The 18,856-nt window shown below is 64.2% G+C and carries 27 protein-coding genes; 14 read left to right on the top strand and 13 right to left on the bottom strand.

The annotated features are described in order from the left end of the window. Nucleotides 1-159 precede the first annotated feature (159 nt). From GPA27_RS21100 to GPA27_RS21045, 12 genes are all read left to right on the top strand, one after another. On the top strand, nucleotides 160-432 hold the full coding sequence (locus GPA27_RS21100; RefSeq protein ID WP_009242148.1) for a hypothetical protein: 273 nt from the start codon (nucleotides 160-162) through the stop codon (nucleotides 430-432). Nucleotides 433-441: 9 nt separating this feature from the next. After that, nucleotides 442-819, top strand: coding sequence for a hypothetical protein (locus GPA27_RS21095; protein WP_009242147.1), 378 nt, complete (start codon nucleotides 442-444; stop codon nucleotides 817-819). Between the two features lie 3 nt (nucleotides 820-822). Beyond that, nucleotides 823-1,809 carry a DNA primase gene (locus tag GPA27_RS21090; protein WP_009242146.1) on the top strand — a complete coding sequence of 329 codons (987 nt, stop codon included), beginning with the start codon at nucleotides 823-825 and terminating at the stop codon, nucleotides 1,807-1,809. A 155-nt stretch (nucleotides 1,810-1,964) separates the two neighbouring features. After that, nucleotides 1,965-2,384: a hypothetical protein gene (locus GPA27_RS21085; protein ID WP_009242145.1), complete on the top strand. Its 420-nt coding sequence runs from the start codon at nucleotides 1,965-1,967 to the stop codon at nucleotides 2,382-2,384. Between the two features lie 28 nt (nucleotides 2,385-2,412). Beyond that, nucleotides 2,413-3,195 carry a ParA family protein gene (locus GPA27_RS21080; protein ID WP_009242144.1) on the top strand — a complete coding sequence of 261 codons (783 nt, stop codon included), beginning with the start codon at nucleotides 2,413-2,415 and terminating at the stop codon, nucleotides 3,193-3,195. Between the two features lie 12 nt (nucleotides 3,196-3,207). Beyond that, nucleotides 3,208-4,500, top strand: a complete 1,293-nt coding sequence (locus GPA27_RS21075) for a ParB/RepB/Spo0J family partition protein (protein ID WP_009242143.1) — start codon at nucleotides 3,208-3,210, stop codon at nucleotides 4,498-4,500. 80 nt (nucleotides 4,501-4,580) lie between these two features. Next, nucleotides 4,581-4,961 (top strand): TrfB-related DNA-binding protein, encoded by a 381-nt coding sequence (locus GPA27_RS21070; protein WP_004637276.1) that lies wholly within the window; start codon nucleotides 4,581-4,583, stop codon nucleotides 4,959-4,961. A gap of 67 nt (nucleotides 4,962-5,028) precedes the next feature. Beyond that, entirely contained in the window at nucleotides 5,029-5,358 is a 330-nt protein-coding gene (locus tag GPA27_RS21065; protein WP_009277737.1) for a type II toxin-antitoxin system RelE/ParE family toxin, read from the top strand. Further along, the gene (locus GPA27_RS21060; RefSeq protein ID WP_004637272.1) at nucleotides 5,355-5,666 is read left to right on the top strand and encodes an addiction module antidote protein; all 312 of its coding nucleotides are present in this window, start codon (nucleotides 5,355-5,357) and stop codon (nucleotides 5,664-5,666) included. The genes GPA27_RS21065 and GPA27_RS21060 overlap by 4 nt, the downstream gene beginning before the upstream one ends. A gap of 113 nt (nucleotides 5,667-5,779) precedes the next feature. Continuing rightward, the gene (locus GPA27_RS21055; RefSeq protein WP_004637268.1) at nucleotides 5,780-6,742 is read left to right on the top strand and encodes a replication initiator protein A; all 963 of its coding nucleotides are present in this window, start codon (nucleotides 5,780-5,782) and stop codon (nucleotides 6,740-6,742) included. A 1,374-nt stretch (nucleotides 6,743-8,116) separates the two neighbouring features. Beyond that, nucleotides 8,117-8,530 carry a P-loop NTPase family protein gene (locus GPA27_RS21050; RefSeq protein ID WP_246261307.1) on the top strand — a complete coding sequence of 138 codons (414 nt, stop codon included), beginning with the start codon at nucleotides 8,117-8,119 and terminating at the stop codon, nucleotides 8,528-8,530. Then, nucleotides 8,530-8,970, top strand: coding sequence for a conjugal transfer protein TraM (locus GPA27_RS21045; protein WP_000718516.1), 441 nt, complete (start codon nucleotides 8,530-8,532; stop codon nucleotides 8,968-8,970). The genes GPA27_RS21050 and GPA27_RS21045 overlap by 1 nt, the downstream gene beginning before the upstream one ends. A 202-nt stretch (nucleotides 8,971-9,172) precedes the next feature. On the opposite strand, the gene kfrC is transcribed toward GPA27_RS21045, so the two are convergent. From kfrC to GPA27_RS20980, 13 genes are all read right to left on the bottom strand, one after another. Continuing rightward, complete coding sequence (kfrC, locus tag GPA27_RS21040) at nucleotides 9,173-9,826, bottom strand: IncP plasmid survival protein KfrC (protein WP_000826922.1); 654 nt, start codon at nucleotides 9,824-9,826, stop codon at nucleotides 9,173-9,175. A 28-nt stretch (nucleotides 9,827-9,854) separates the two neighbouring features. Then, complete coding sequence (gene kfrB, locus GPA27_RS21035) at nucleotides 9,855-10,202, bottom strand: IncP plasmid survival protein KfrB (RefSeq protein ID WP_000664557.1); 348 nt, start codon at nucleotides 10,200-10,202, stop codon at nucleotides 9,855-9,857. Nucleotides 10,203-10,372: 170 nt separating this feature from the next. After that, the gene (locus GPA27_RS21030) at nucleotides 10,373-11,461 is read right to left on the bottom strand and encodes a DNA-binding protein (protein ID WP_256223066.1); all 1,089 of its coding nucleotides are present in this window, start codon (nucleotides 11,459-11,461) and stop codon (nucleotides 10,373-10,375) included. Between the two features lie 121 nt (nucleotides 11,462-11,582). After that, nucleotides 11,583-12,632, bottom strand: coding sequence for a transcriptional repressor gene korB (locus GPA27_RS21025; RefSeq protein WP_011114060.1), 1,050 nt, complete (start codon nucleotides 12,630-12,632; stop codon nucleotides 11,583-11,585). Continuing rightward, nucleotides 12,629-13,393 carry a ParA family protein gene (locus GPA27_RS21020; protein ID WP_011114061.1) on the bottom strand — a complete coding sequence of 255 codons (765 nt, stop codon included), beginning with the start codon at nucleotides 13,391-13,393 and terminating at the stop codon, nucleotides 12,629-12,631. The genes GPA27_RS21025 and GPA27_RS21020 overlap by 4 nt, the downstream gene beginning before the upstream one ends. Continuing rightward, complete coding sequence (locus GPA27_RS21015) at nucleotides 13,390-13,698, bottom strand: transcriptional regulator KorA (protein ID WP_011114062.1); 309 nt, start codon at nucleotides 13,696-13,698, stop codon at nucleotides 13,390-13,392. The genes GPA27_RS21020 and GPA27_RS21015 overlap by 4 nt, the downstream gene beginning before the upstream one ends. A 106-nt stretch (nucleotides 13,699-13,804) precedes the next feature. Further along, nucleotides 13,805-14,134 carry a DUF2761 domain-containing protein gene (locus tag GPA27_RS21010; RefSeq protein ID WP_011114064.1) on the bottom strand — a complete coding sequence of 110 codons (330 nt, stop codon included), beginning with the start codon at nucleotides 14,132-14,134 and terminating at the stop codon, nucleotides 13,805-13,807. A 1-nt stretch (nucleotide 14,135) separates the two neighbouring features. Next, nucleotides 14,136-14,462 (bottom strand): KleE stable inheritance protein, encoded by a 327-nt coding sequence (gene kleE, locus GPA27_RS21005; protein WP_011114065.1) that lies wholly within the window; start codon nucleotides 14,460-14,462, stop codon nucleotides 14,136-14,138. A 208-nt stretch (nucleotides 14,463-14,670) separates the two neighbouring features. Continuing rightward, nucleotides 14,671-14,907, bottom strand: coding sequence for a stable inheritance protein KleA (kleA, locus tag GPA27_RS21000; RefSeq protein WP_011114066.1), 237 nt, complete (start codon nucleotides 14,905-14,907; stop codon nucleotides 14,671-14,673). Between the two features lie 157 nt (nucleotides 14,908-15,064). Next, nucleotides 15,065-15,322, bottom strand: coding sequence for a transcriptional repressor KorC (gene korC / locus GPA27_RS20995; RefSeq protein WP_011114067.1), 258 nt, complete (start codon nucleotides 15,320-15,322; stop codon nucleotides 15,065-15,067). 16 nt (nucleotides 15,323-15,338) lie between these two features. Continuing rightward, a complete protein-coding gene (locus tag GPA27_RS20990; protein ID WP_011114068.1) occupies nucleotides 15,339-16,547 on the bottom strand; it encodes a hypothetical protein in 1,209 nt (402 codons plus the stop codon). Nucleotides 16,548-16,558: 11 nt separating this feature from the next. Continuing rightward, nucleotides 16,559-16,777, bottom strand: a complete 219-nt coding sequence (locus GPA27_RS20985) for a hypothetical protein (RefSeq protein WP_012478187.1) — start codon at nucleotides 16,775-16,777, stop codon at nucleotides 16,559-16,561. Nucleotides 16,778-16,821: 44 nt separating this feature from the next. Then, nucleotides 16,822-17,250, bottom strand: a complete 429-nt coding sequence (locus tag GPA27_RS20980; protein WP_011114069.1) for an antirestriction protein — start codon at nucleotides 17,248-17,250, stop codon at nucleotides 16,822-16,824. A 172-nt stretch (nucleotides 17,251-17,422) separates the two neighbouring features. Here GPA27_RS20980 and GPA27_RS20975 point away from each other — a divergent pair, with 172 nt between their 5' ends. Beyond that, nucleotides 17,423-17,686, top strand: a complete 264-nt coding sequence (locus tag GPA27_RS20975; protein WP_011114070.1) for a type II toxin-antitoxin system RelB/DinJ family antitoxin — start codon at nucleotides 17,423-17,425, stop codon at nucleotides 17,684-17,686. Further along, nucleotides 17,673-17,954 carry a type II toxin-antitoxin system YafQ family toxin gene (locus tag GPA27_RS20970; RefSeq protein ID WP_011114071.1) on the top strand — a complete coding sequence of 94 codons (282 nt, stop codon included), beginning with the start codon at nucleotides 17,673-17,675 and terminating at the stop codon, nucleotides 17,952-17,954. The genes GPA27_RS20975 and GPA27_RS20970 overlap by 14 nt, the downstream gene beginning before the upstream one ends. Nucleotides 17,955-18,856 lie beyond the last annotated feature (902 nt).

Raw genomic sequence — 18,856 nt, 5'->3', positions numbered from 1 at the left:
CCCCAAACCCCGCCCCGAGGCTCCAAGGTAGCTTGCCTGAACCCCGAAGAAACACAAGCCGGGAACCCGCGAAAAATCAGGCTTTTTTCTCTCACAAACTATTGATGGTCAATAGTTTGACGGGTAGAATGTAGGCATTGGTTGAGTAGGAGTTTCAGCATGGCAGATCAAGGCGCTTTCGACTTTGGCCCGGATGTTCCTCGGAGCGGCGTGGCTCTGAAGCGGGACTTCCACGGGTTCGCTCAGTTCCGCGAGGACGAGCACAGCCCTTGGGTGTTCTACGTGTGCGGCTTCGACTCTACCGTGACCGGCGAGGCTGGCCAATGCACCGTGTTGCGGGCCGATGGCGGCCGCGAGTGCGTGCCCATCGACGCCGAAGATCGCATCACCATCGCCGGCCGAAAGTACGGCCGGAAGCACTGGAACCATTGAGGGCCTGCCATGCGTTTCCATCGCTTCGGCAAGTACGAGTTCCGTGACACCGAGCGCAAGCGTGCCGCTTTCGCGCGCAAGCAGAAGGCCGAGCGCGAGGCCCTTCCTCTGTTCGCTGACCAAGTGGCGGCCGAGCAGATCGACGTGGACGAGGAAATGACGGCTCGCCGGCTGCAATGGGAGCGTCAGCAAGCCACTGACCGCAAGCGCCGAGCCGACAAGTGGCGCGAGGCACGGCGGCGCCTCAATGGCTACCAAGAGCCGGTGCGCGGGGCCTTGCTGGCGTACTGGCAGGGATGCAAGTGGCCTGCCGATCCGAGCTACTTCCTCTCCATGCTGCACATGTACGACACCGGCCGCCTCTCTCTCAACATCCCGAAGGCTTGAACTATGTCCCACATCTTGATCGACCACCTGACACAAGCCGCATCGTTTTACCGTGGCCAGCTCCGCGCCGCTCATCGTGCGGTTGCATACCTGAAGGCGCGCGGCCTGCGCGGCGACATCGCGGCCCGTTATGGCTTGGGCTATGCCCCGGCCGGCTTCCAGGCGCTGCGCGAGGCATTCCCGAACTACAACGACCGGGCCTTGGAGAAGGCCGGGCTGGTTGCGGTCAATGACGGCGGCCGCCGCTATGACCGCTTCCGCGACCGAATCATGTTCCCCATCCTCGATGACGCCGGCAGCGTGATCGGCTTCGGTGGCCGCGTGCTCGAAGGCGACGGGCCGAAGTATCTCAACTCACCGGAAACCGAAGTTTTCCAGAAGGGGCGCGTGCTGTTCGGTCTGACCCAGGCGGCCGAGGCCATTGCCGCGACCGGCACCGCCTATGTGGTGGAGGGATACCTGGATGTCGTCAGTCTGGCCCAACATGGTGTGCAGAACGCTGTGGCCACGCTGGGCACGGCTACAACAGGCCAGCATGTGGAGCGGCTGCTGGGCTTGGCCAAGCGCGTGATCTTCTGCTTTGACGGGGACGACGCCGGCAGACGGGCGGCTGTGCGCGCCCTGGACGTGTGCCTGCCTCATGTCACCGACGCAGCCGACGTGAGTTTCCTTTTCCTTCCGCGCGACCACGACCCGGACAGCTACGTGCGCGCCAAGGGTGGGGATGCCTTCAACGACTTGGCCTTGGAGGCTTCAAGCCTCGAAGGCTTCTTCCTGGCCAGCGCGATGCAGGGTTGCCAGTTGGAGTACGCCGAGGGCCGGGCGCGGCTGGTTGCCACGGCTGCGCCGCGTCTCCAGCAGATCAATGCACCGGCAATGCTGTGCCGGATTCTGACCGCCATTGCTGGGCCGTCCAAGTTTTCCGTGGGCGAGCTGATCGACTTATGCGGCTTGGAAAAAAACATGCTTTCAACTATTGACCGTCAATAGTTTTATGGTAGAATTCAACTCATCGGCAGCGGATGGACGGCCGATGAACCCCGGAAACAACTGTGAGCAGACAGTGGGGCGCTGAACCGATCTTTCGCACGCGAAAGGGACGATCCACCGAAGACCATCATCAACATGACTTAGGAGCTTTGACCATGCGTACTACCGTTTATGCCCGCCTCTTTGACCGACTGGCCGACCTGATCCCCAGCCTGCAATCCGCCCGCGCTGGTGCGGTTTTCTGCGCCCCTCCGCGAATCCCTGACGACATGGCCGTGTATTGCCACATTGCGGCCGCCGAGGGTGACATGCGCCTGATCGAGCTGGCCGACGACAACCAGAAGAAGGGCACGGTAATGCCTGCGCCGTGGCTCAAGCTGCGTGTGGATATGGCCAACAAGCTGGCCGAGGTGCTGGAGATGGAAGACACCTTCGGTTATCAGGTGATCTACACGGGCGGCAGTGCGGTGAATCCGCGCCGCGCCCAAATCAACATGTTCGCTATGAACTGGCTGCAAGTCATGGTGAATTTTGAGCTGTGCTTCCAGCCTGCCGACGTGTCGGTGGCGGCCTGATCGACAACCAGGGAAAGGACGAACGATCATGAAAACCATCGCTATCGCCAACCAGAAGGGCGGAGTCGGCAAGACCACTGTTGCCCGAAACCTGGCTTTCTTCGCCATCGAGCGCGGCTTGCGCGTCCTGTGCGTTGACCTCGATCCGCAAAAGAACTTCAGCAAGACCCTCCGGGCACTGCGCGAGCGTACCGTGGGCGACCAGGGCGACGAGCTGCAATCGCTGACGGGTAGCGCCTTGTTCGACGGAGAGGCCATCGAACTGCAACCGCTTCCGTGCGGGGAGTCCGCTGCGCTGGTGGCTGCTGACCGCGAGCTGGTGGACGTGGCCAGCCGCCCGCTGGAAGACCTGCACGCCCCGCGCGCTGCGCTTGCCAAGCTGGCCAAAGACTTCGACGTGTGCATCATCGACACGGCCCCGACGCTGGGGAATCCGCTGTATGCCGCGCTGATCGCCGCTGACTTCGTGGTGTGCCCCTGCACGATGGATCAAGACGCCATCGACGGCCTGGGCGACCTGTTTGAAGACATTGCGCGCGTGCAGCAACTGGAATGGAACGCCGACCTTGTGACGCTGGGCCTGCTGGCCAACCGCGTCAATACCCGCCGCGCCTTCGACCGCAACGCCCTGGAGCAACTGCGCGACGAGCTGGGCGAGGTGGTGATGGAAGGGGTGCTTTACGACCGCGCAGCCACGCAGTACGCCAAGGATCGGCCGGTGTGGCGCGTGCAAAGCGGCGAAAGCCAAATCCTGGCCGCCCGCGAAATGAAAGCGGTGTGCAACCAGATTTTCGACAAAGCCGCGATCTAAAAGGACAAGGACATGACCGCAACCGCAACCAACAAAAAGCCCGGCCTCAACCTGGGCAAGCTGTCCGCCGTGGCTCAGATCGCCGTCAAGCCGGTGCAGCCGGCCGACGCCGAAATCGAACTGGCGCGCATCTACAGCGTCAAGCAGGTTCGCAAGACGTTCCGCAACCTGGAGGAACTGGCCGAGAGCTTCAAGCTGAACGGCATCATCGAGCCGCTGGTGGTGCATGAAGAAGCGGACGGCCGCTACCGCATCATCGTCGGGGAGCGCCGCTACCGCGCCGCGCCGCTGGCTGGGCTGGTCAAGGTGCCCGTCATCATCAAGAAGGGGTTGACCGAGCTGCAAATCCGCCGTTTGCAAGTCACGGAGAACAACGACCGCGACGACCTGACCGCCTACGAGGAAGCAATGGGCGTGATCGAAGACGTGGAGCTGTACGGCACCAAGGAAGCCATGACGATCTGGAACCGTGGCGAGGCATGGGTTAGCAAGCGCATGGCTGTGCGCCGCTATGCAGACCCGGTGCGCGAGCTGCTGGAGAACGATCTGTGCGGCGACTTCGAGGTGCTTCACTGCCTCAACCAGATTTACGACATCGAGGACACGCACACCGAGTTTTCGCGCCTCTCTCACCGCATGAACGAGGGCTTGCCCTTGTCGCGCGACGAAGCCCGCAACACGCTGGCCAGAATGAAGGCATGGAAGCAGCAGCAAGACGATCTGGCCCAGCGCCGCATCGAGCTGGACAACGCCAAGAAGGCCGGCGACAAGGCCCCGGAGAAGACGCCTGCATGGCTGGAAGAACAGCGCAAGCGGGATGCCGAGCGTGCGGCTGCTGGAGCTGATGCCGGCGACCAGGACGAGGACGGCGGCCAAGACCCCGCACCGGCCCCGGCCGTCGCCTCGGGACGCGGCCAGCAAGCCCTCCCGACGATGGAGCTGACCCCGGAGCAGAAGGCCGCCGCCGAGAAGGAGCGAGCCAACGAAAAGCTGCTGTCGCTGCGGGAAGAAACCTTCGAGTGGGGCGAAGCCAATCAGGCGCAGTTCTTCAGCATGAAAACCCACATGACCACGCTGGGCCACAACATGCACGAAACCGAGTGGGTGCTGTGGCAAGGGTTCCTGTCCATGACCTTGCCGATGCTGGAAGGCATCGGCCCGGAGCGGGCTGTCATGTACCTGAAGAAGCTCCAGGGCGAGCTGAAGGACAAGACGCCGGCGCAGTTGTGGGAAGAACTGCATCCCGACATCGAGGGCGCTGGCCGGAATGCCTCTCCCGACATGCCGGAAGGCTGGCGTTTCTGACCTCTCTATGAGGGCGGCCGCTGGCCGCCTCTCTTTCAACTTTCGCGCGCGAAACCGCGCTGATGCACCGGACGGCCCCAATGAGACTGAAACGCCTTACCCCGCAAGCCTTTGACCGCGCTGCCGCCGACACCCGCATGGGCGACCAAGCCCGTGAAATGGCGCGCGCCGTGTTGGTGGATGGACGCGCCCAAGTGGACGTGGCCACCGAGTACGGTATGAGCAAGCAACGTGTCAGCGGAGCCGTGGCCACTATCGAGCGGGCATACAAGAAAACTACGACGCCGGGCGTGAGTTCCATTCGCGTGGAGCTGGATCTTCCTGAAACCTTGGCCTTGGAGCTGGCCGCCTTGGCCGAGGCAATGAAAGGGTGCGACGACGCGGCCAGATGCGCCGAGGCGCTGGATAAGGCCACGAACGCCGTGCGCAAGGCCGCCAAGTTATTGGTGGCCGCGCCATGACCTACGCGATCAACCAAGACGAGGCGCAGGGTGCTCCCTTGCGCCTTTGTCGTTTATAAACGATAATATGGACATGTTCACCGTTCGGCACTACATCACCGAGGACGAGCACGACCCGTTTCAAGAGTGGCTGAAGAAGCTGCGCGACCCGATTGCAAAAGGCCAGGTGGTCAGGCGCGTGGGCCGCATTGAGGCGGGGAACTTTGGCGATCACAAGCCCTGCCGCGAAGGTGTGTGGGAGCTGCGAATCGACCAAGGCCCCGGCTACCGCGTCTATTACGCGATGGCGGGCGCGGTGGTAGTTCTACTGCTATGCGGCGGTGACAAAGGCACCCAGGACGCCGACATCGAGCGCGCGATTGGGTTTTGGAAAGACTGGCAACGGAGGTCAGCATGAAGGATCGAAGCCACGACGAAGCAATGGCCGAACTGTTCAAGGAAGACCCGGCTTTTGCGGCCGAGTACCTAAACCAGCTTCTCCTGGATGGAGAACCGGCCGATCTACTGGTGGCGCTGCGCCAGATGGCTCAAGCGCGCGGTGGCGTGCGCGCTATCGCCAAAGAAACCGAGCTGAATGCCAACCAGCTCTACCGCACGCTGTCGCCCCAGGGCAACCCGGAGCTGCGCAGCCTGTCTGCCGTGCTCAAGGCGCTGGGCCTGCGCTTGGCGGTGCAGCCAGTCGGCCAGCACCATGCCACGGCATGAATCGGAACGCACAAAAGAAAATGCCCGGCGAGCAGGCCGGGCACTTCAAAGACCATCATCAACCCCTAACGGATCAACCCGCTTGGCAGCAAGAGACACATAAGGAGCAATGAATGTCCCATCATAACACAGACAGCGAAAGCGCAACACTTTTTCCACTTGGGCGAGGCGATGAGCCGGCAAGTGGGAACATCCTGGCCAGCGCCGTGCAACCTGACCTGTTTGTGGTGCTTGAGGCGATCCATGATTGGCCCGTTAAAGATGATGTGTCCTCAATGGAGTACCCCATCTTCTCCCTGTCAAAGAACCGCGACACGCGCATCCGCGTCTATTCGCGTGCAGGCCGGAGCATTCGCATCATCCCGTCCGCTGTGGGCGCGGCTACAGTCTTCGACAAAGACATCCTGATCTACTGCATCAGCCAGATCGTGCGAGGGCACGATGCTGGCATCAAGGTTTCGCGCCGTGTCCGCGTGGACGTGTACCCGTTTCTGCTGGGAACGCGCCGCAGCACCGGAGGCGCGGCCTACGAGCGCGTGGTGGACATGTGCCGGCGCTTGAAGGGCACCACCATTGAAACGAACGTCAAGACGAACGAGAAGGAACAGCTCGAAGGCTTCGGCTTGATCGAAGACTACCGCGTGACGACCTGGACGAAGAACGGCAAGGGCGCGCTGGAGTTGGAACTGACAATTTCTGAATGGCTCTACCGGGCCGCAATGGACTTCGACATCCTCACGCTACACCCCGACTACTTCAGCCTTGGCCAAGCCCTGGAACGCCGCTTGTACGAGCTGGCCCGCAAGCACTGCGGCGATAAGGCATGGTGGGAAATCAGCTTGCCGTTGCTGCTGGAGAAAACGGGCAGCTCGCAGACCTTGCGCCGCTTCAAGCAGGAGATCAAGGAAATCGTGGAGCGCGACCCATTGCCCGACTACCGGATGTTCCTCGACGAGTCCGTGAAGCCCAACAAGCTGGTCATCATGACCCGCGATAACGCCAAACTGGTATGCGAGGCCAACAAGGCCGGCAAGCTGTCCTGGGTGTCCTACTTCTTGCAAAAAAAGCTGGCCTGACGCCCATGCAGAGGCTCGCCGCACTGCCCCAGCTTGACCACCGGCAGAGCCTCAACCGCCCATCGTGGCCCCCTGGCCAGCGCCGGCCCGGACTCGTCTATCGGCGTACATTTCGCCTTCTTGCCAAACTGCGCGAATTCGTCTATCGCGGTACGGTTTACTCGTCTATCACCGCACACCCCTGTGCGACAAAACTACCGAAAAACCCGCGTCAGCATTGGATTTTTAGCCCGGAAGCATCCGAAAACGCCTTTTTTGCTGCCACGCTGAAAGCATCCGATACTGCCAAAAACACTCGTCTATCGGCGTACATTTGGCTACTTATCCACAGAAAAACCGGCCGTTTCGTCTATCGACGTACAAACACTCGTCTATCGCGGTACGTTTTTCTCGTCTATCGGCGTACAGCTTTCTCGTCTATCGGCGTACATGCCACTTGGAAAAAGTCTTACGCGACAAGGACTTACGACAGCTTATCCACAGCGTAACACGCGCGCGCGTTTTAACGCCTTCTTATTTAACGTTTTAACGCCGCCGAAGGGGGGTGCCCCCCCTTCTCGAACCCTCCCGGCCGGCTTCGCCGTCCTCCCATCCCCCCAGGGGCTTTGCCCCTCGGCCTTCGGCCTCACCCCAAGTCGTGCGCGCCCTTGGCGCGAGTGCTTACAAAGCCCGGCTGCGCCGGGCGGGGGTGCTCCACCGCCCTGCAACCACGGTCTAAGCGGCTCAGGCCGTCCGCAAGCGGCCGTCCTGACCTGCCCCGCAAGCGGGGCACCCTACGGGCGCTAAGACACCGGATAAATCACGCCCGCCGCGTCCTACGGCCGCGCCGGCCGCTCAACCGGGCGCGCTGCGCGCCGTGGAAGACCGTCCCTGCTACACAACCGTCAAAAAGTCTTCAAAAGGGAGGGGCGAAGCCTTCCGCGATGGGCATGAAGGCTTAAAAGGGCTGAAATGGCCGCGCAGGAGGCCCGCTACGGCGTTTTCTGACCATTGGCCAGCCCTGACCCCTCGGACACCCGGAAAAATCGCTTGTAGCGCGTTCTGTGCGGTCGATTTTTTTGCTGAACAGGGGTCGATTCAGAAAACGGAATTTAAAGCACGCTAAGGAATGCTCGATCCAGCAACGGCGCGGCTTTGCGTGTGGCGTCTGCCGCTGGAAGCGGCGTTTCGGCTGTTCTCGAAACTCGGCAGTCTCGGCGGCTCGATTCGAGAGCGGTTTTCGAGAACGGGACGGACAAGGCCAGCACTGGCGCGGCCCGCATTCTCACGGTGGCTTCTTGAAAATGATCGTTTGCGAGAGCGGTGGCCATGCCAATGGCTTAACGTACTTTATTTTCCGTTTTCTGAGACGTCCCCTACCTCATCAGCAACCAGGTGCCGGCGCTGCTCCAGGACATGGGCCACGAACTCGTGGTGCATACGGTCGTCACCGGCGGCCAGGCCCTGGTGGACACGGTGAGCGGCTTCGCCCAGCTCGCCAGCCAGTTCCCGGCCGAATGCCTGTTCGTGGTCTGGCTGAACCCGTATTGGGGGCCAATCGAGCACGAGGGCAAGGGGTTCGAGCAGTTGAAGGCGTACACGACCAACAAGGGCCGTGTGTCCGCCATCATCCAGATTCCGGCGCTGAAAGAGGAAACCTACGGCCGCGACTTCGCCGAAATGCTCCAGGATCGGCGCACCTTCGATGAGGCCCTGGCCGATTCGGCGCTCACGATCATGACGCGGCAGCGGCTCAAGATCGTGAAAACCCAGCTCTTCGCCCAGCTCGAAAACGCGGCGGTGCTCTGATGGCGGCCGACGACAAGATCGAGGAGCTGATACGGGAGATCGCGGCCAAGCACGGCATCGCCGTGGGCCGCGACGATCCGATCTTGATCCTCCAGACCATCAACATGAAGCTGATGCAGGACAGCGCATCGGCCCAGCAGGAAATCTTGGACGCCTTCAAGTCGGAACTGGAGTCCATCGCCCACCGATGGGGTGATGACGCCAAGGGAAAGGCGGAAAGGACGCTCAACGCGGCGTTGGCGGCCAGCAAGGACGCCATGACGCGGGGAATGCAGGAGGGCGCGAAGGCGGCCGCCGAGGCCGTGCGGCGTGAGGTTGAGGCGGTGACGGCGCAGCTCGTCGCGCCGATCCGCGAGGCGCGGCGCGTCGCCATGATGAACATGGTCGCGGCCGGCATGGCGGTCGTGGCCGCCGGCCTGGCCCTGTGGGCCTCGCTGTAGATGGCGATGCGGGATCTCATCGTCAGAACTGGCGATGGTCGACCGCGCCGGCGGCATCGCCAGGTTCGGCGATGCTGGCCAGCTCCCGGCATCGTCGCTTGTGACGATGCTGCAGGATGATTCCACCAGGCCCTCGGCGGGCCTCCCTCGCCAGAAATGGCGATGCTCGAGAAAAAAGCCCGGCGACCGCCGGGCTTCGTTTTTATGCGGGCCTGGCTGACAGGCCCAAGGACTGCGATCTCCCTGGCCGCTCCTGGGCCTGGGATTGCTTGCGCTCCTGCTCCTGCTTGCGCATCAGCAGCTCATGCCGGCGGGCGGCCTCGCGCATGGCATCCCAATCGGAAGCCAGCTCGGGGTTCTCGGCGCGCATCTTGCGCGTCGCCAGCTCTTCGATCTTCGGCGAGTGCAGGCCCATGCCTTCCTTGATCTCGCGGACGGCCTCCAGGCGCGCGTGAAGCGTCTGCAAGCGGGCCTGCTGCTGCGCCTGCTGGTTCTGCCAGGCTCGCTTAGAGCCGGGCAAGGAAAGCCGGCCAGGCGCGGACGCCTGGGTCTGCTGCAAACGGGCCTGCTGCCGGTCGATCAGGTTTTCTAGCCTGTCCTCGATGTGCTCCACCTGGTCGTGCTTGGCCTGCACGTAGAGCGCCAGGGTTTCGGGGTAGGACTGCTCGACCGGGGCCGCCTCTAGGGTGGCCTGCTGCTCGATCTCGGCCGCCTGGGCGGCCTCCAGCAAGTCGGCTCCGGTGTCCTCGCGCGAAGCGCCGAAGGCGGCACCGCCGAGGGTGGCCGGCGCGCTGACGCGGGCCGGCTTGGTGGCGCGGCTCTCGGTGCCGCTGCCGGGGATGGTGAGTCGTTTCAAGGGCGTGCCTCCTTTTTAGCCGCTAAAGCTACATGGAGCGCCCCCGCGTCAGTTTCGGGGCCTCTGCGGCGACTGCCGCCTTGCCCTGGGCGTTGTAGCTGATGCTCTTTGCGCTCCCAATTTCAGGTACTTTATCGAAATCTGACCGAGCGTGCATGACAAAGTTCTTGCCGATCTGCTGGTACACGTTGGTGGCGTCGGCATGAACGATCACGCCGGCGTGGGTCTGCTTCTTGTCGGCCGCTTGGGCCGTGTACAGGTTGTAGATGCCGGGCTTCAACGCGCCCGCCTTGTCTACTTTCTGATTCGTCCAAGCGCCGTCCTTTTCGGCCTGAACGATGCGTTGACCGTTCATGACCAAGAGGCGTTCTTTCATCGGGCACTCCTATGGTTGCCGTAGTTCTCAAAAGGGTGATGGTGGCCCCATGCAAGCCGCGCTCCAACAAAAAAGCCGACCTCGGCAAAGCGAGGCCGGCTCTTCCCAGCGGCCGGGTTGTGCGTTTTGTCAGGGTTCCAGGGTAATTTTAAGGAAAACCAACCGATTTATCAGGTCTTTTTGCGTCCGCCGCTGGTCGGATCGGCCGCCCGGCCTTGCGCCATGACGGTTTCCAGGGCCTCCAGCCGGCCGCGAAGCCCGGCCGCTTCCTCGCGGGCCTGGGCAGCGTCGCGCTTCGCCTGGTCGCGCTCGCCCTGGGCGGCGGTCAGCCGCTCGGCCTGGCGGTGTGCCTCGGCCGCCATCGCCTTGCGCTGCTCCTGGTGGGCCTGCTCGGCCGCCTCGGCCTTGGCCTGCACCTTCACCAGCTCCGCGCGCACCTGGTCGCGCTCGGCGGCGGCCGCCTCGGTGGCCTTCCGCTGCTCGGCCTGAGCGGCGCGCGCCTGGTCGGTCGCCTGGTTCGCCCGCTCCAGGTCGGCACGCAGCTCGCCGGCGCGGCGCTCGATCTCGGCGGTACGGCTGTTCGCGGCCGCGAGGTCGGCCCGCAGGGCCTCCACCTGGTCGGCGCTGGCCGTGGCCCTCTCCTGGGCCTTGTCGCGCTCTGCGCGCGCCTGGCGGGCTTCCTGATGGGCGTGATCCAGCTCCGTGCGCAGCTCGCCGGCCCTGGCCTCGGCCGTGGCCGCGCGCTCGCTGGTCGCCGCGAGCTTGCCGCGCAGCTCGTCGGCCTCGCCCTTGGCGGCCGCCTCGACGGCCTCCAGGGCCGCGATGCGGGCCTTGGCCTCGTCCAGCTCGCCGGTGAGCTGGTCGGCCAGCTCTGCGGCTTCCTGGCGCGCTGCTTCCGTCTCCTGGCGCACGGCCTCCAGCGCCTCGCGCTCGGCGGCCAGGCGGTTGTTCGCCATTTCCAGCGCCACGGCCCACAAGTCGCCGCCCAGCTCGGCCAGCTTGTCAGTGATCGCCTGCGGTGCCGGCTCGCGGATCGGGGCGGCCTGGCTGGCCTTGCGTGCGCGCCACTCGTTCATCGCCTCGCTGATGGTGGTGAAGCTGCCGCTGCCGAGCTGCTTGCGCACGTTCGCCAGCGTGGGGTTCTGGCCGGCCGCGTCCAGTTCGTCGGCCACCGCAAATATCTGCTCCTTCGAGATCGCCATGTCGGGCCTCCTTTGGCCGGTTGTATGTTGTAGCGTGAAGCATACTACAACATACAACACTACGCAAGCGGTTTAGCTGAACTTTTTTTAGCGGCTAAAACGCGGGCAAAAAAAGCCCCGCTCGATGGCGGGGCGATGGGTGGGGGTCGGTGGTCGGCGATGCCCGGCGCTGGGCGTGTCAGCCCTCCAGCAGCGCGACAAGCTGCACGGTGCCAAGGTCGGCCTCGAACTCCTGGCCGTCATCCTCGTATTTGAGCCAGGCCCAGCCCTCGGCCGGGGGCCGGCGGTTGAGGATCAGCCGTGCCGGCCGGTCGTCGTGCTTGACCTGGATGATGGCCTTCTTGAGCTTGTCGGGGTCGGCCTCCTTCGGCTCCTTCTTCCCCTTGGCGTCATCATCCTGCGGCCCCTGCTCGCCGTCGCCGGCCTCGGCGTCGGTCTTGCCGGTCAGCGCATCGACGGTGTTGGGATCACGGTCGCCGTCCTCGTGACTGCGCTTGTCCTCCAGGAACTCGCGCAGCAGCTTCACCGAGCCGCGCGTCAGCTCCTGGCTGTCGTCGGCCAGCCAGGCGGCCACCTCGTCGGGGTTCTTCTTGTAGGCCGTCACCAGCTCGTTGATGACAGTCACGTCCTTGCCCCGGCCGCTATTGAACGCCTCGGCAATGGGTTCGGGCAAGTCCAGCAGCGTGACGTGCTGCGTGACGAAGGCCGGCGACTTGCCGATCTCCTTGGCGATCTCGCCCTTCTTCTTGCCCTTCGCCAGCTCGCGGCCGATGAAGTCGGCGATCTCACGCGCCGTCAGCTCGTTGCGTTGCAGGTTCTCGATAACCTGGTCGGCCTCGTTGTAGTCGTTGTCGATGAAGGCCGGGATCGTGGTCTTGTGCGCCCACTTCGAGCCGCGATAGCGCCGCGCGCCGTGGTTGATGAGGTAGCGCCCCGGTGCGTCCGGGTTCTCGCGCACGCTGATGGGCGACTTCACGCCGCGCGCTTTGATCGTCTCGCCGATCTCCGCGATGCTCTCCGGCGAGAAGCCGGGGTTGTCGGCCGTGCGCGGCTGGTGCGGGTCTTCGTCGATCAGGTCAAGCGGCAGCTCCTGCGGGCCTGCGCCGCCGGCGTTGGCCGCCGGCTGCTCGTTCAGCAGGCCGGCCAGGTCGCCCAGCCCGTCCAGGCCCAGCCCGGACGATTGCGGCTTGTCCTGCTCCTTCTTCTTGGCGTTGGTCTTGGCGCTCATTGCGCGATCTCCATCTTCGTGAACACGTAATCCGCCAGCGCACGCACCTCCTGGGTGGCCTTCCGCGCGGCGGTCTTCTTGATCTTCCACACCGGCATCTGCTCGCCCAGCGCCTCGGCGATGCTGTCACGCGCGCCGATGCTGAACGGCAAGATGAGCTGCGGGTATGCCTGCTGCAACGTCGCCAGGTTGTTGACGTGGCGCGGCTTCCGCGCGTCCACCTTGTTCGGCACCATGCCGAGGAAGCGCAGCTTGGGGTTCTGCTTGCGCAGGTTGCTGATGACCGCGACCATCTTCTTCATGCCCTGCAAGCTGTACGCCTCCATTTCGATGGGCGACAGCATGTAGTCGGCCGTCAGCACGGCCGCCGTCATGGCGACGCCAAGGGAGGGGGCCGTGTCGATCAGGCACACGTCGAAGAACTCGCCCAGCGCGGCCACACTGGCCCGCAGCGCGGCGGCCGCCTGGGAAAGCTCCATCTTGTCCAGGTTCGCCAGGTTGGCGTCTGCCGCGATCAGCGCCAGGCCGTCATCCTCCCGGTCAGCGAACCAGGCGCGCAGCTCGTCGCCGCCGGCGGTGAACATGCGACTGGCGGGATAGCCCGAGTCGTGGCCGGCCAGCGTCCAGCTCGCATTGCCCTGGGTGTCCAGGTCGATCACTGCAACCCGAAGGCCGCGCTCCTGGAAGTCGAACGCCAGGTGGCAGGTTGCGAACGTCTTGCCTTGACCGCCTTTCTGAATTGCCGTGACCAGTGTTTTCATGAGTTGGGTTCCTGTTTCCTCTTTCCCTTGGCGTCGGCTTCCCAACGCTTGACGATGAACGCTTGATGCTCCGGCAGTACCGCCGTCACCCGCTCGAAGCCCTGCGGGAGCACTTCCCCCGCCACTGCCCACACGCGGCTGACCGCTTGCGATACCGCCCCCTTGGTCAGCCCCAGCGAGGCCACAAACTCGGCCTGGGGCCTTCCATCGACCAGCACGCCGCGCGCTATGTCGATGGTCTGTTGCCCGATCTCCAGGCCCTTGATCGCCGCCTGGAATTGGGCTTCGGTTAGCCGTTTCTTCATGGAGAACACCCATATAAACTCCACACCCGGTTGTTGAACAAAAGGCGGTGCCAGCCGCCGACCATGTGCAGAAGTTTAGCTAAACTCGCCGCCCGCGTCAAGCGTTTTAGCGGCTAAAAATGGGCGCGTGATCTTCTTTCTTGGCGTTCAACCTGGCCGCGTCAGCGGCACTCATGAAGAACGTCATCAGCGGGCCGACCGTGCGGCTCGAACCGTTGGCAAAGCACACGTCGAACTGACCGCCGGCGGTGTGCGGATCGACGCCTTCCACCAGTCGCCAGGGGTCAAGGCCCCATTCCTCGGATTGCGCGCTGTACCAATAGGCCGGCGCATCGCCGTTCAAGTCGCTGGCCGCGTACTCGCGCACCAGGACGGCCACCCGGCCGGTGTTCGGCTCCACGAATCCCGGCGGGTAGGGTAGGGTCTGTTTTTTCATGTCAAAGCCCCTTCGGCTTGTAGATCGAAACGAAGTAGGTGATCGCGGTCAGCACCGCGAAGTACGCCAGGAACGACCAACCGGCATACACGCCAGGCGTGTTCCAGTGGTAGAGCATCCGCACGAACTGGAAGAAGGTGGCAATCGACAGCACCCACTTGAGGATCGGCCAGACCAGCACGGTCGCCACCCATACGAACTTGACCAGGCCGGCCAGCAGGCCAGCACCGGGGGCCTTGTTGGGGGCAGCAGACGCGGCGGCAGGCTCCACCGGCGCGGGCGCGGCGGGCTGCTCGATCTCCTTGGGGAACTTGATGATGTTGGACATAGCTTGACCCTCCACGCGCTTACGTGTTGAATGCTGGGTGCTCCCACTCGGAAGCATGGTTACGGTGTGCCAGCACCAGGCCAAGCGCCCCGGATCACTCCGGGGCGTTCCTCCACCTGGGGCCGCCCTTGATCTTGCCTCGGCTCACGCAATACTCCTTCTTGGCGTCCTCGATAGGCCCGGCCGTTGCCGACCGGGCCATGTGCTCTTACCAGCCGGCCCGGCGCTTGGCCTGCTCGACGGCTTCCATCGACCAATGGCCCTTGGCCTGCCCCTCCAGGGAGCATCCGGCGAAGTACGCCTTGCCGCGCAGTTCCTCGGCTTTGCACACCAGCTCGGCCGCCTCGGCCATCATGGCCGCGATCTCGTCACGGCGGGCCGGGAAGTCGGTCGCTGCCGCGCCCTCCAGCTCGTCAATCCAGGGCATAATCTTGTTGTCGCTCATCGGACTTTCTCCGGTAGTTGACCTGGGCAATGTGCCCGGCCTTCAAGTGCTATATTAGGGCAAAATGCCCTAACCTGTCAAGCACTTTAGCTAAACTTTTTTCGCTTTACCGGAATCCGAAGGCTAAACTTTAGCCGCTAAAACCTTTCCCTTGGCGTCAATCCTCTTTCCAGATCACGCCCAGCCCGGCCTGGTCGCACAGGATCGCCCATGCCGCATAGGGAATCGGGGTGTCCTCGCCGATCCAGCGGCGGATCGTGCGGTCGCCCTTCGCGCCCAGCCCCAGCGCCTTCGCGGCCTTGCTGCCGCTGAACCCGGCCAGGCGCAGCACCTCTCGGACTTCCTCGCCGGTCGGTTGCGCCCAGCGTTCGGCCGGCTTCAAGCACTCCAGCCGGATATTGGCGTCGTTCGTCATTCGTTCGTTCTCCTGGTCAAGTGATAAGCCGCAACTGGTCGAAGCCGTAGATCGACTGGATGCAGCTCGGGTCTGAATCGACCACGCGCCGGCCTGCGCGATTGGTCTTGTACGTTACCGGCCTGTCGTCGTGCGCCCACACCTGGCGGGTGTCGGGATGCACCTTCACGATGATGATGCGCTTGCCGATGTAGCGGTCGAAAACCGGGTGATGGACGCTCACGATCTCGCACCGCTGGCCGGGCTTGAACTCCACCAGGTCGGCCGGGCCTCCATCGCCATTCCTGGCGATGCTGCAGGTTGCCGCGCTCGCTCGCGGCATCGTTGTTTCCGGCGATACAGGCCCGCCCTCGCCCGGCTCGGCATCGTCGGCTTTGACGATGCTGCAGGTCATCGTCGTTTCTGGCGATGCGGGATCTCGCTCCGGGCCTGCGCCGGTGATTTTTCCCTTGGCGTCCAACCCGGCGGCCCTGGCCGCCTTGATCCTGGTCGCGGCCTCGGCCGCCCAGCGCCTGGCGATGAAGGCCCGATGCGAGGGCAGCACCACATCGACCAGGACGAACCCCGGCGGCACCAGGACGGTCGCCGGTGCGCGCCGCGCCGGCGGCTCCAAGCCGGCCAGCCAAGCGGGCAGGGGAGCATCGGCCAGGCGGTCGCGGTAGCTGGCCTCGACCATCACCGGGCGCTTCTTCTCGGCTCGCTGCGCAGCCAGGATGCCGCGCGCAACCTCGTCCACCGTCATGCAGCCCTGCGCCGTGTCGAAGTGCGAGCGGTAGCCCGTTTCGGAGATAAACGGCCTGTCCAGGTCGATGACGTGGAACTGGAAGTGGGCACCCAGCGGCCCGCCGTAGCCGGCCTCGTACTCCACCAGGGCGCGCATGTCGCCATCCGCGACCAGGAACTGGCCGCGCTGGCCCCACAAGGGCACGTCGCCAGGCACCGCCGCGCAATGGCGCTCGATGACCTGGCCGGGCGCGTCGTGGTCGGCCATGCTGCCCACGTGCGTTCCGCCGTTCATCTTCCAGATGACGGCCTCGTATCGGTCGCTGGCCGCCTCGGCGGCCGCACCGTCACCGCGCATGATCGCCGCGTCGATCTCCACCACGGCCGCCACGGCGGCGGCCAGCAGCTCGTCGCGGTCGGTGGGCAGCTCGGCCAGCAGCTCGGCCGCCGGCGCGTTCCAGTCCTGGCCCGGCTGGGCCGGCGTCTTGCGTTTCTTCGCCATCGGCCGGCCCCTCAAGTGTCAGCACGCCGCCACGCGATCACGTCGCGGGCTTCGTAGCCGTGGCGCTTGCAGTCGTCGCAGAATCCCGAGCTGAACCCCTTGTGGTTCGTGCCGATCCATGCGGCCGGCTTGCCGCATTCGTGGCCGTAGGTGCCCGGCTCGGCGTTGTGGCACTTGCCGTCCGTCGCGTAGCTGTTCGTCGGTGCCTGGGGAGCGTTGTTCCTGGTCATGGTCGCCTCCTGGAAGCCCCGGCCGAAGCCGGGGCCGCCCCTCATCAGTCAATAGCCCGGTAGATCGCGGCCGCCTCGGCGTGGCTGGCTGCGAAGCCGCGCAGGAAGTGATAGCGGTCGATCAGGGCATCGCCGGCGTCCGTGTCGGCGGCCTCGGCCGCGAGCTGACCCAGCGCGAACAGGGTTGCGACAATGCCGGCGGCGTCGGCCGACAACTCGCCTCGGAAGCCGTTGCCGTCCACCTCGATCTCCAGGCGGTCGGCCAGGTCGGGGGCCATGTAAAAACCGCCGTCCGACAAGGTGTAGTAGTGCCAATACGCGCCGCTGTAGCGTTCGCAGAGCCGGCGAAGCCAGGCATACACCAGGGCCTCGCCGCGCATCATCAGACGCGGGCCGAAGTAGGCGGGCAGGAAGTCGAGGCGCTGGGCCTCGGCGACCAGGGAAGCGGTAACGGGTTGCTCTTGGGTGTTCATCGGACTTTCTCCGGTAGTTGACCTGGGCGAAATGCCCGGCCTTCAAGTGCTATATTAGGGCAAAATGTCCTAATCGTCAAGCACTTTAGCTAAACGTTTTAGCCGCTAAACCTTGCCCTTTCCCTTGGCGTGCATTACAATGTAATTCACGAACCCAACCGGAGAACCAATCATGGCTGCAAACCAGCTCGTACAAACGCGCATCGACGGCGCGATCAAGGAAGAAGCGGCGGCCGTCCTGGCCGCGATGGGCCTTACCGTGTCCGACGCGGTGCGGCTGCTGCTCACGAAGGTGGCCCAGGACAAGGCGCTGCCCTTCGAGCCGCTGATTCCGAACGCCACCACCATCGAGGCGATGAAGGAAGCCCGCAAGGGCAAGCTGCCGCGCTTCGCCACCGTCAACGATCTGATGGCCGATCTGCATGCGGCAGATTGAGCGCACCGGCCAGTTCAAGCGCGACTACAAGCGCGAGGCGAAAGGGCAGCACCGGGCCACGCTCGACGCCGACCTGGTGCCCGTCCTGGTCGCGCTCGCCGACGACCAGCCGCTGGAACCTCGGCACCGCGACCACGCGCTGACCGGGGACTGGAAGGATCACCGGGATTGCCACGTCAAGCCCGACCTGGTGCTGATCTACCAGAAGCCCGACGCCGACACGCTGCGCCTGGTGCGCCTCGGCTCTCACTCCGAACTCGGCTTGTGATCGGCGCGGGCCTGGCCCCGCGTCTCACGTTTCATTGACACTTGAGGGGCGCTTTCCGCGCCACCGGCCGAGCTGGCCGACCCCCTTCCTTGGCGTAAAACCTGCGGCGGTGGAGCTGCTGCGATGCTTGAGGATCGCGCGGCCGGTCGAACCGCGGCGACCTGGTTGGGGAGTGTGAGGGGGCTTTGCCCCCTCGCAAGCTCTCGAACTTACTGCCTTCCGCCAGGCGCTTGCGCCTGGCTCTCCTAAGCCGTAGCGCCGAAGGCGCTCCATTGTGGGGTGAGGCCGCAAGGCGGCCGAGGGGCGTAGCCCCTGGGGGGATGGGAGGCCGCTTGCGGCCGGGTGGGATCGAGAAGGGGGGTTTCCCCCCTTCGGCGGCCGGTCATGCTGCGCGGTAGCTTGGGCCGTGTTGCCGTTTTTTTCGCCAGCCTCTGGTTAAAACTACCTGGTTATATAAAAAGGTTATAAAGACGGTTAAAAACCTGGTTAGCATGACCGAAAAACGCGCGTAAACCGTTGTCACGCCAAGGAAAAGCGCGAAGAGGCCGCCCCTCAAGTGTCAATGGATAAGCCCCCCATGTGTCAATACGCTGCCCCTCAAGTGTCAAGAACCGCGCCCCTCAAGTGTCAGTAGGGCCGCCCCTCAAGTGTCAATACCGGGGCAGGGTTCCTAACAGGGTTATCCACAACTTCGGTGGATAACTCCATGCCGATCAGGCACTTAGGCCGCCTCGGCGGCCGCCTGGACGGCTCGACCAGGCCGAAATCGGCCGCTGCCCCCCAAGTGTCAACATCGCGCCGGCCCCGCTGCCCCTCAAGTGTCAACGTCAGGGCTGCGCCGGCCGGCCTCGGCCGACTTGTCCCGAAACTGTCCACAACGGCCGCGCCGGTGGGGCAGGGCA

It is taken from the genome of Aromatoleum toluolicum (genome assembly GCF_012911005.2).
Classification (GTDB): Bacteria; Pseudomonadota; Gammaproteobacteria; order Burkholderiales; family Rhodocyclaceae; genus Aromatoleum; species Aromatoleum toluolicum.
Note: the sequence above shows the minus strand (reverse complement) of the source record. Positions and strands in the feature narration are given on the sequence as shown.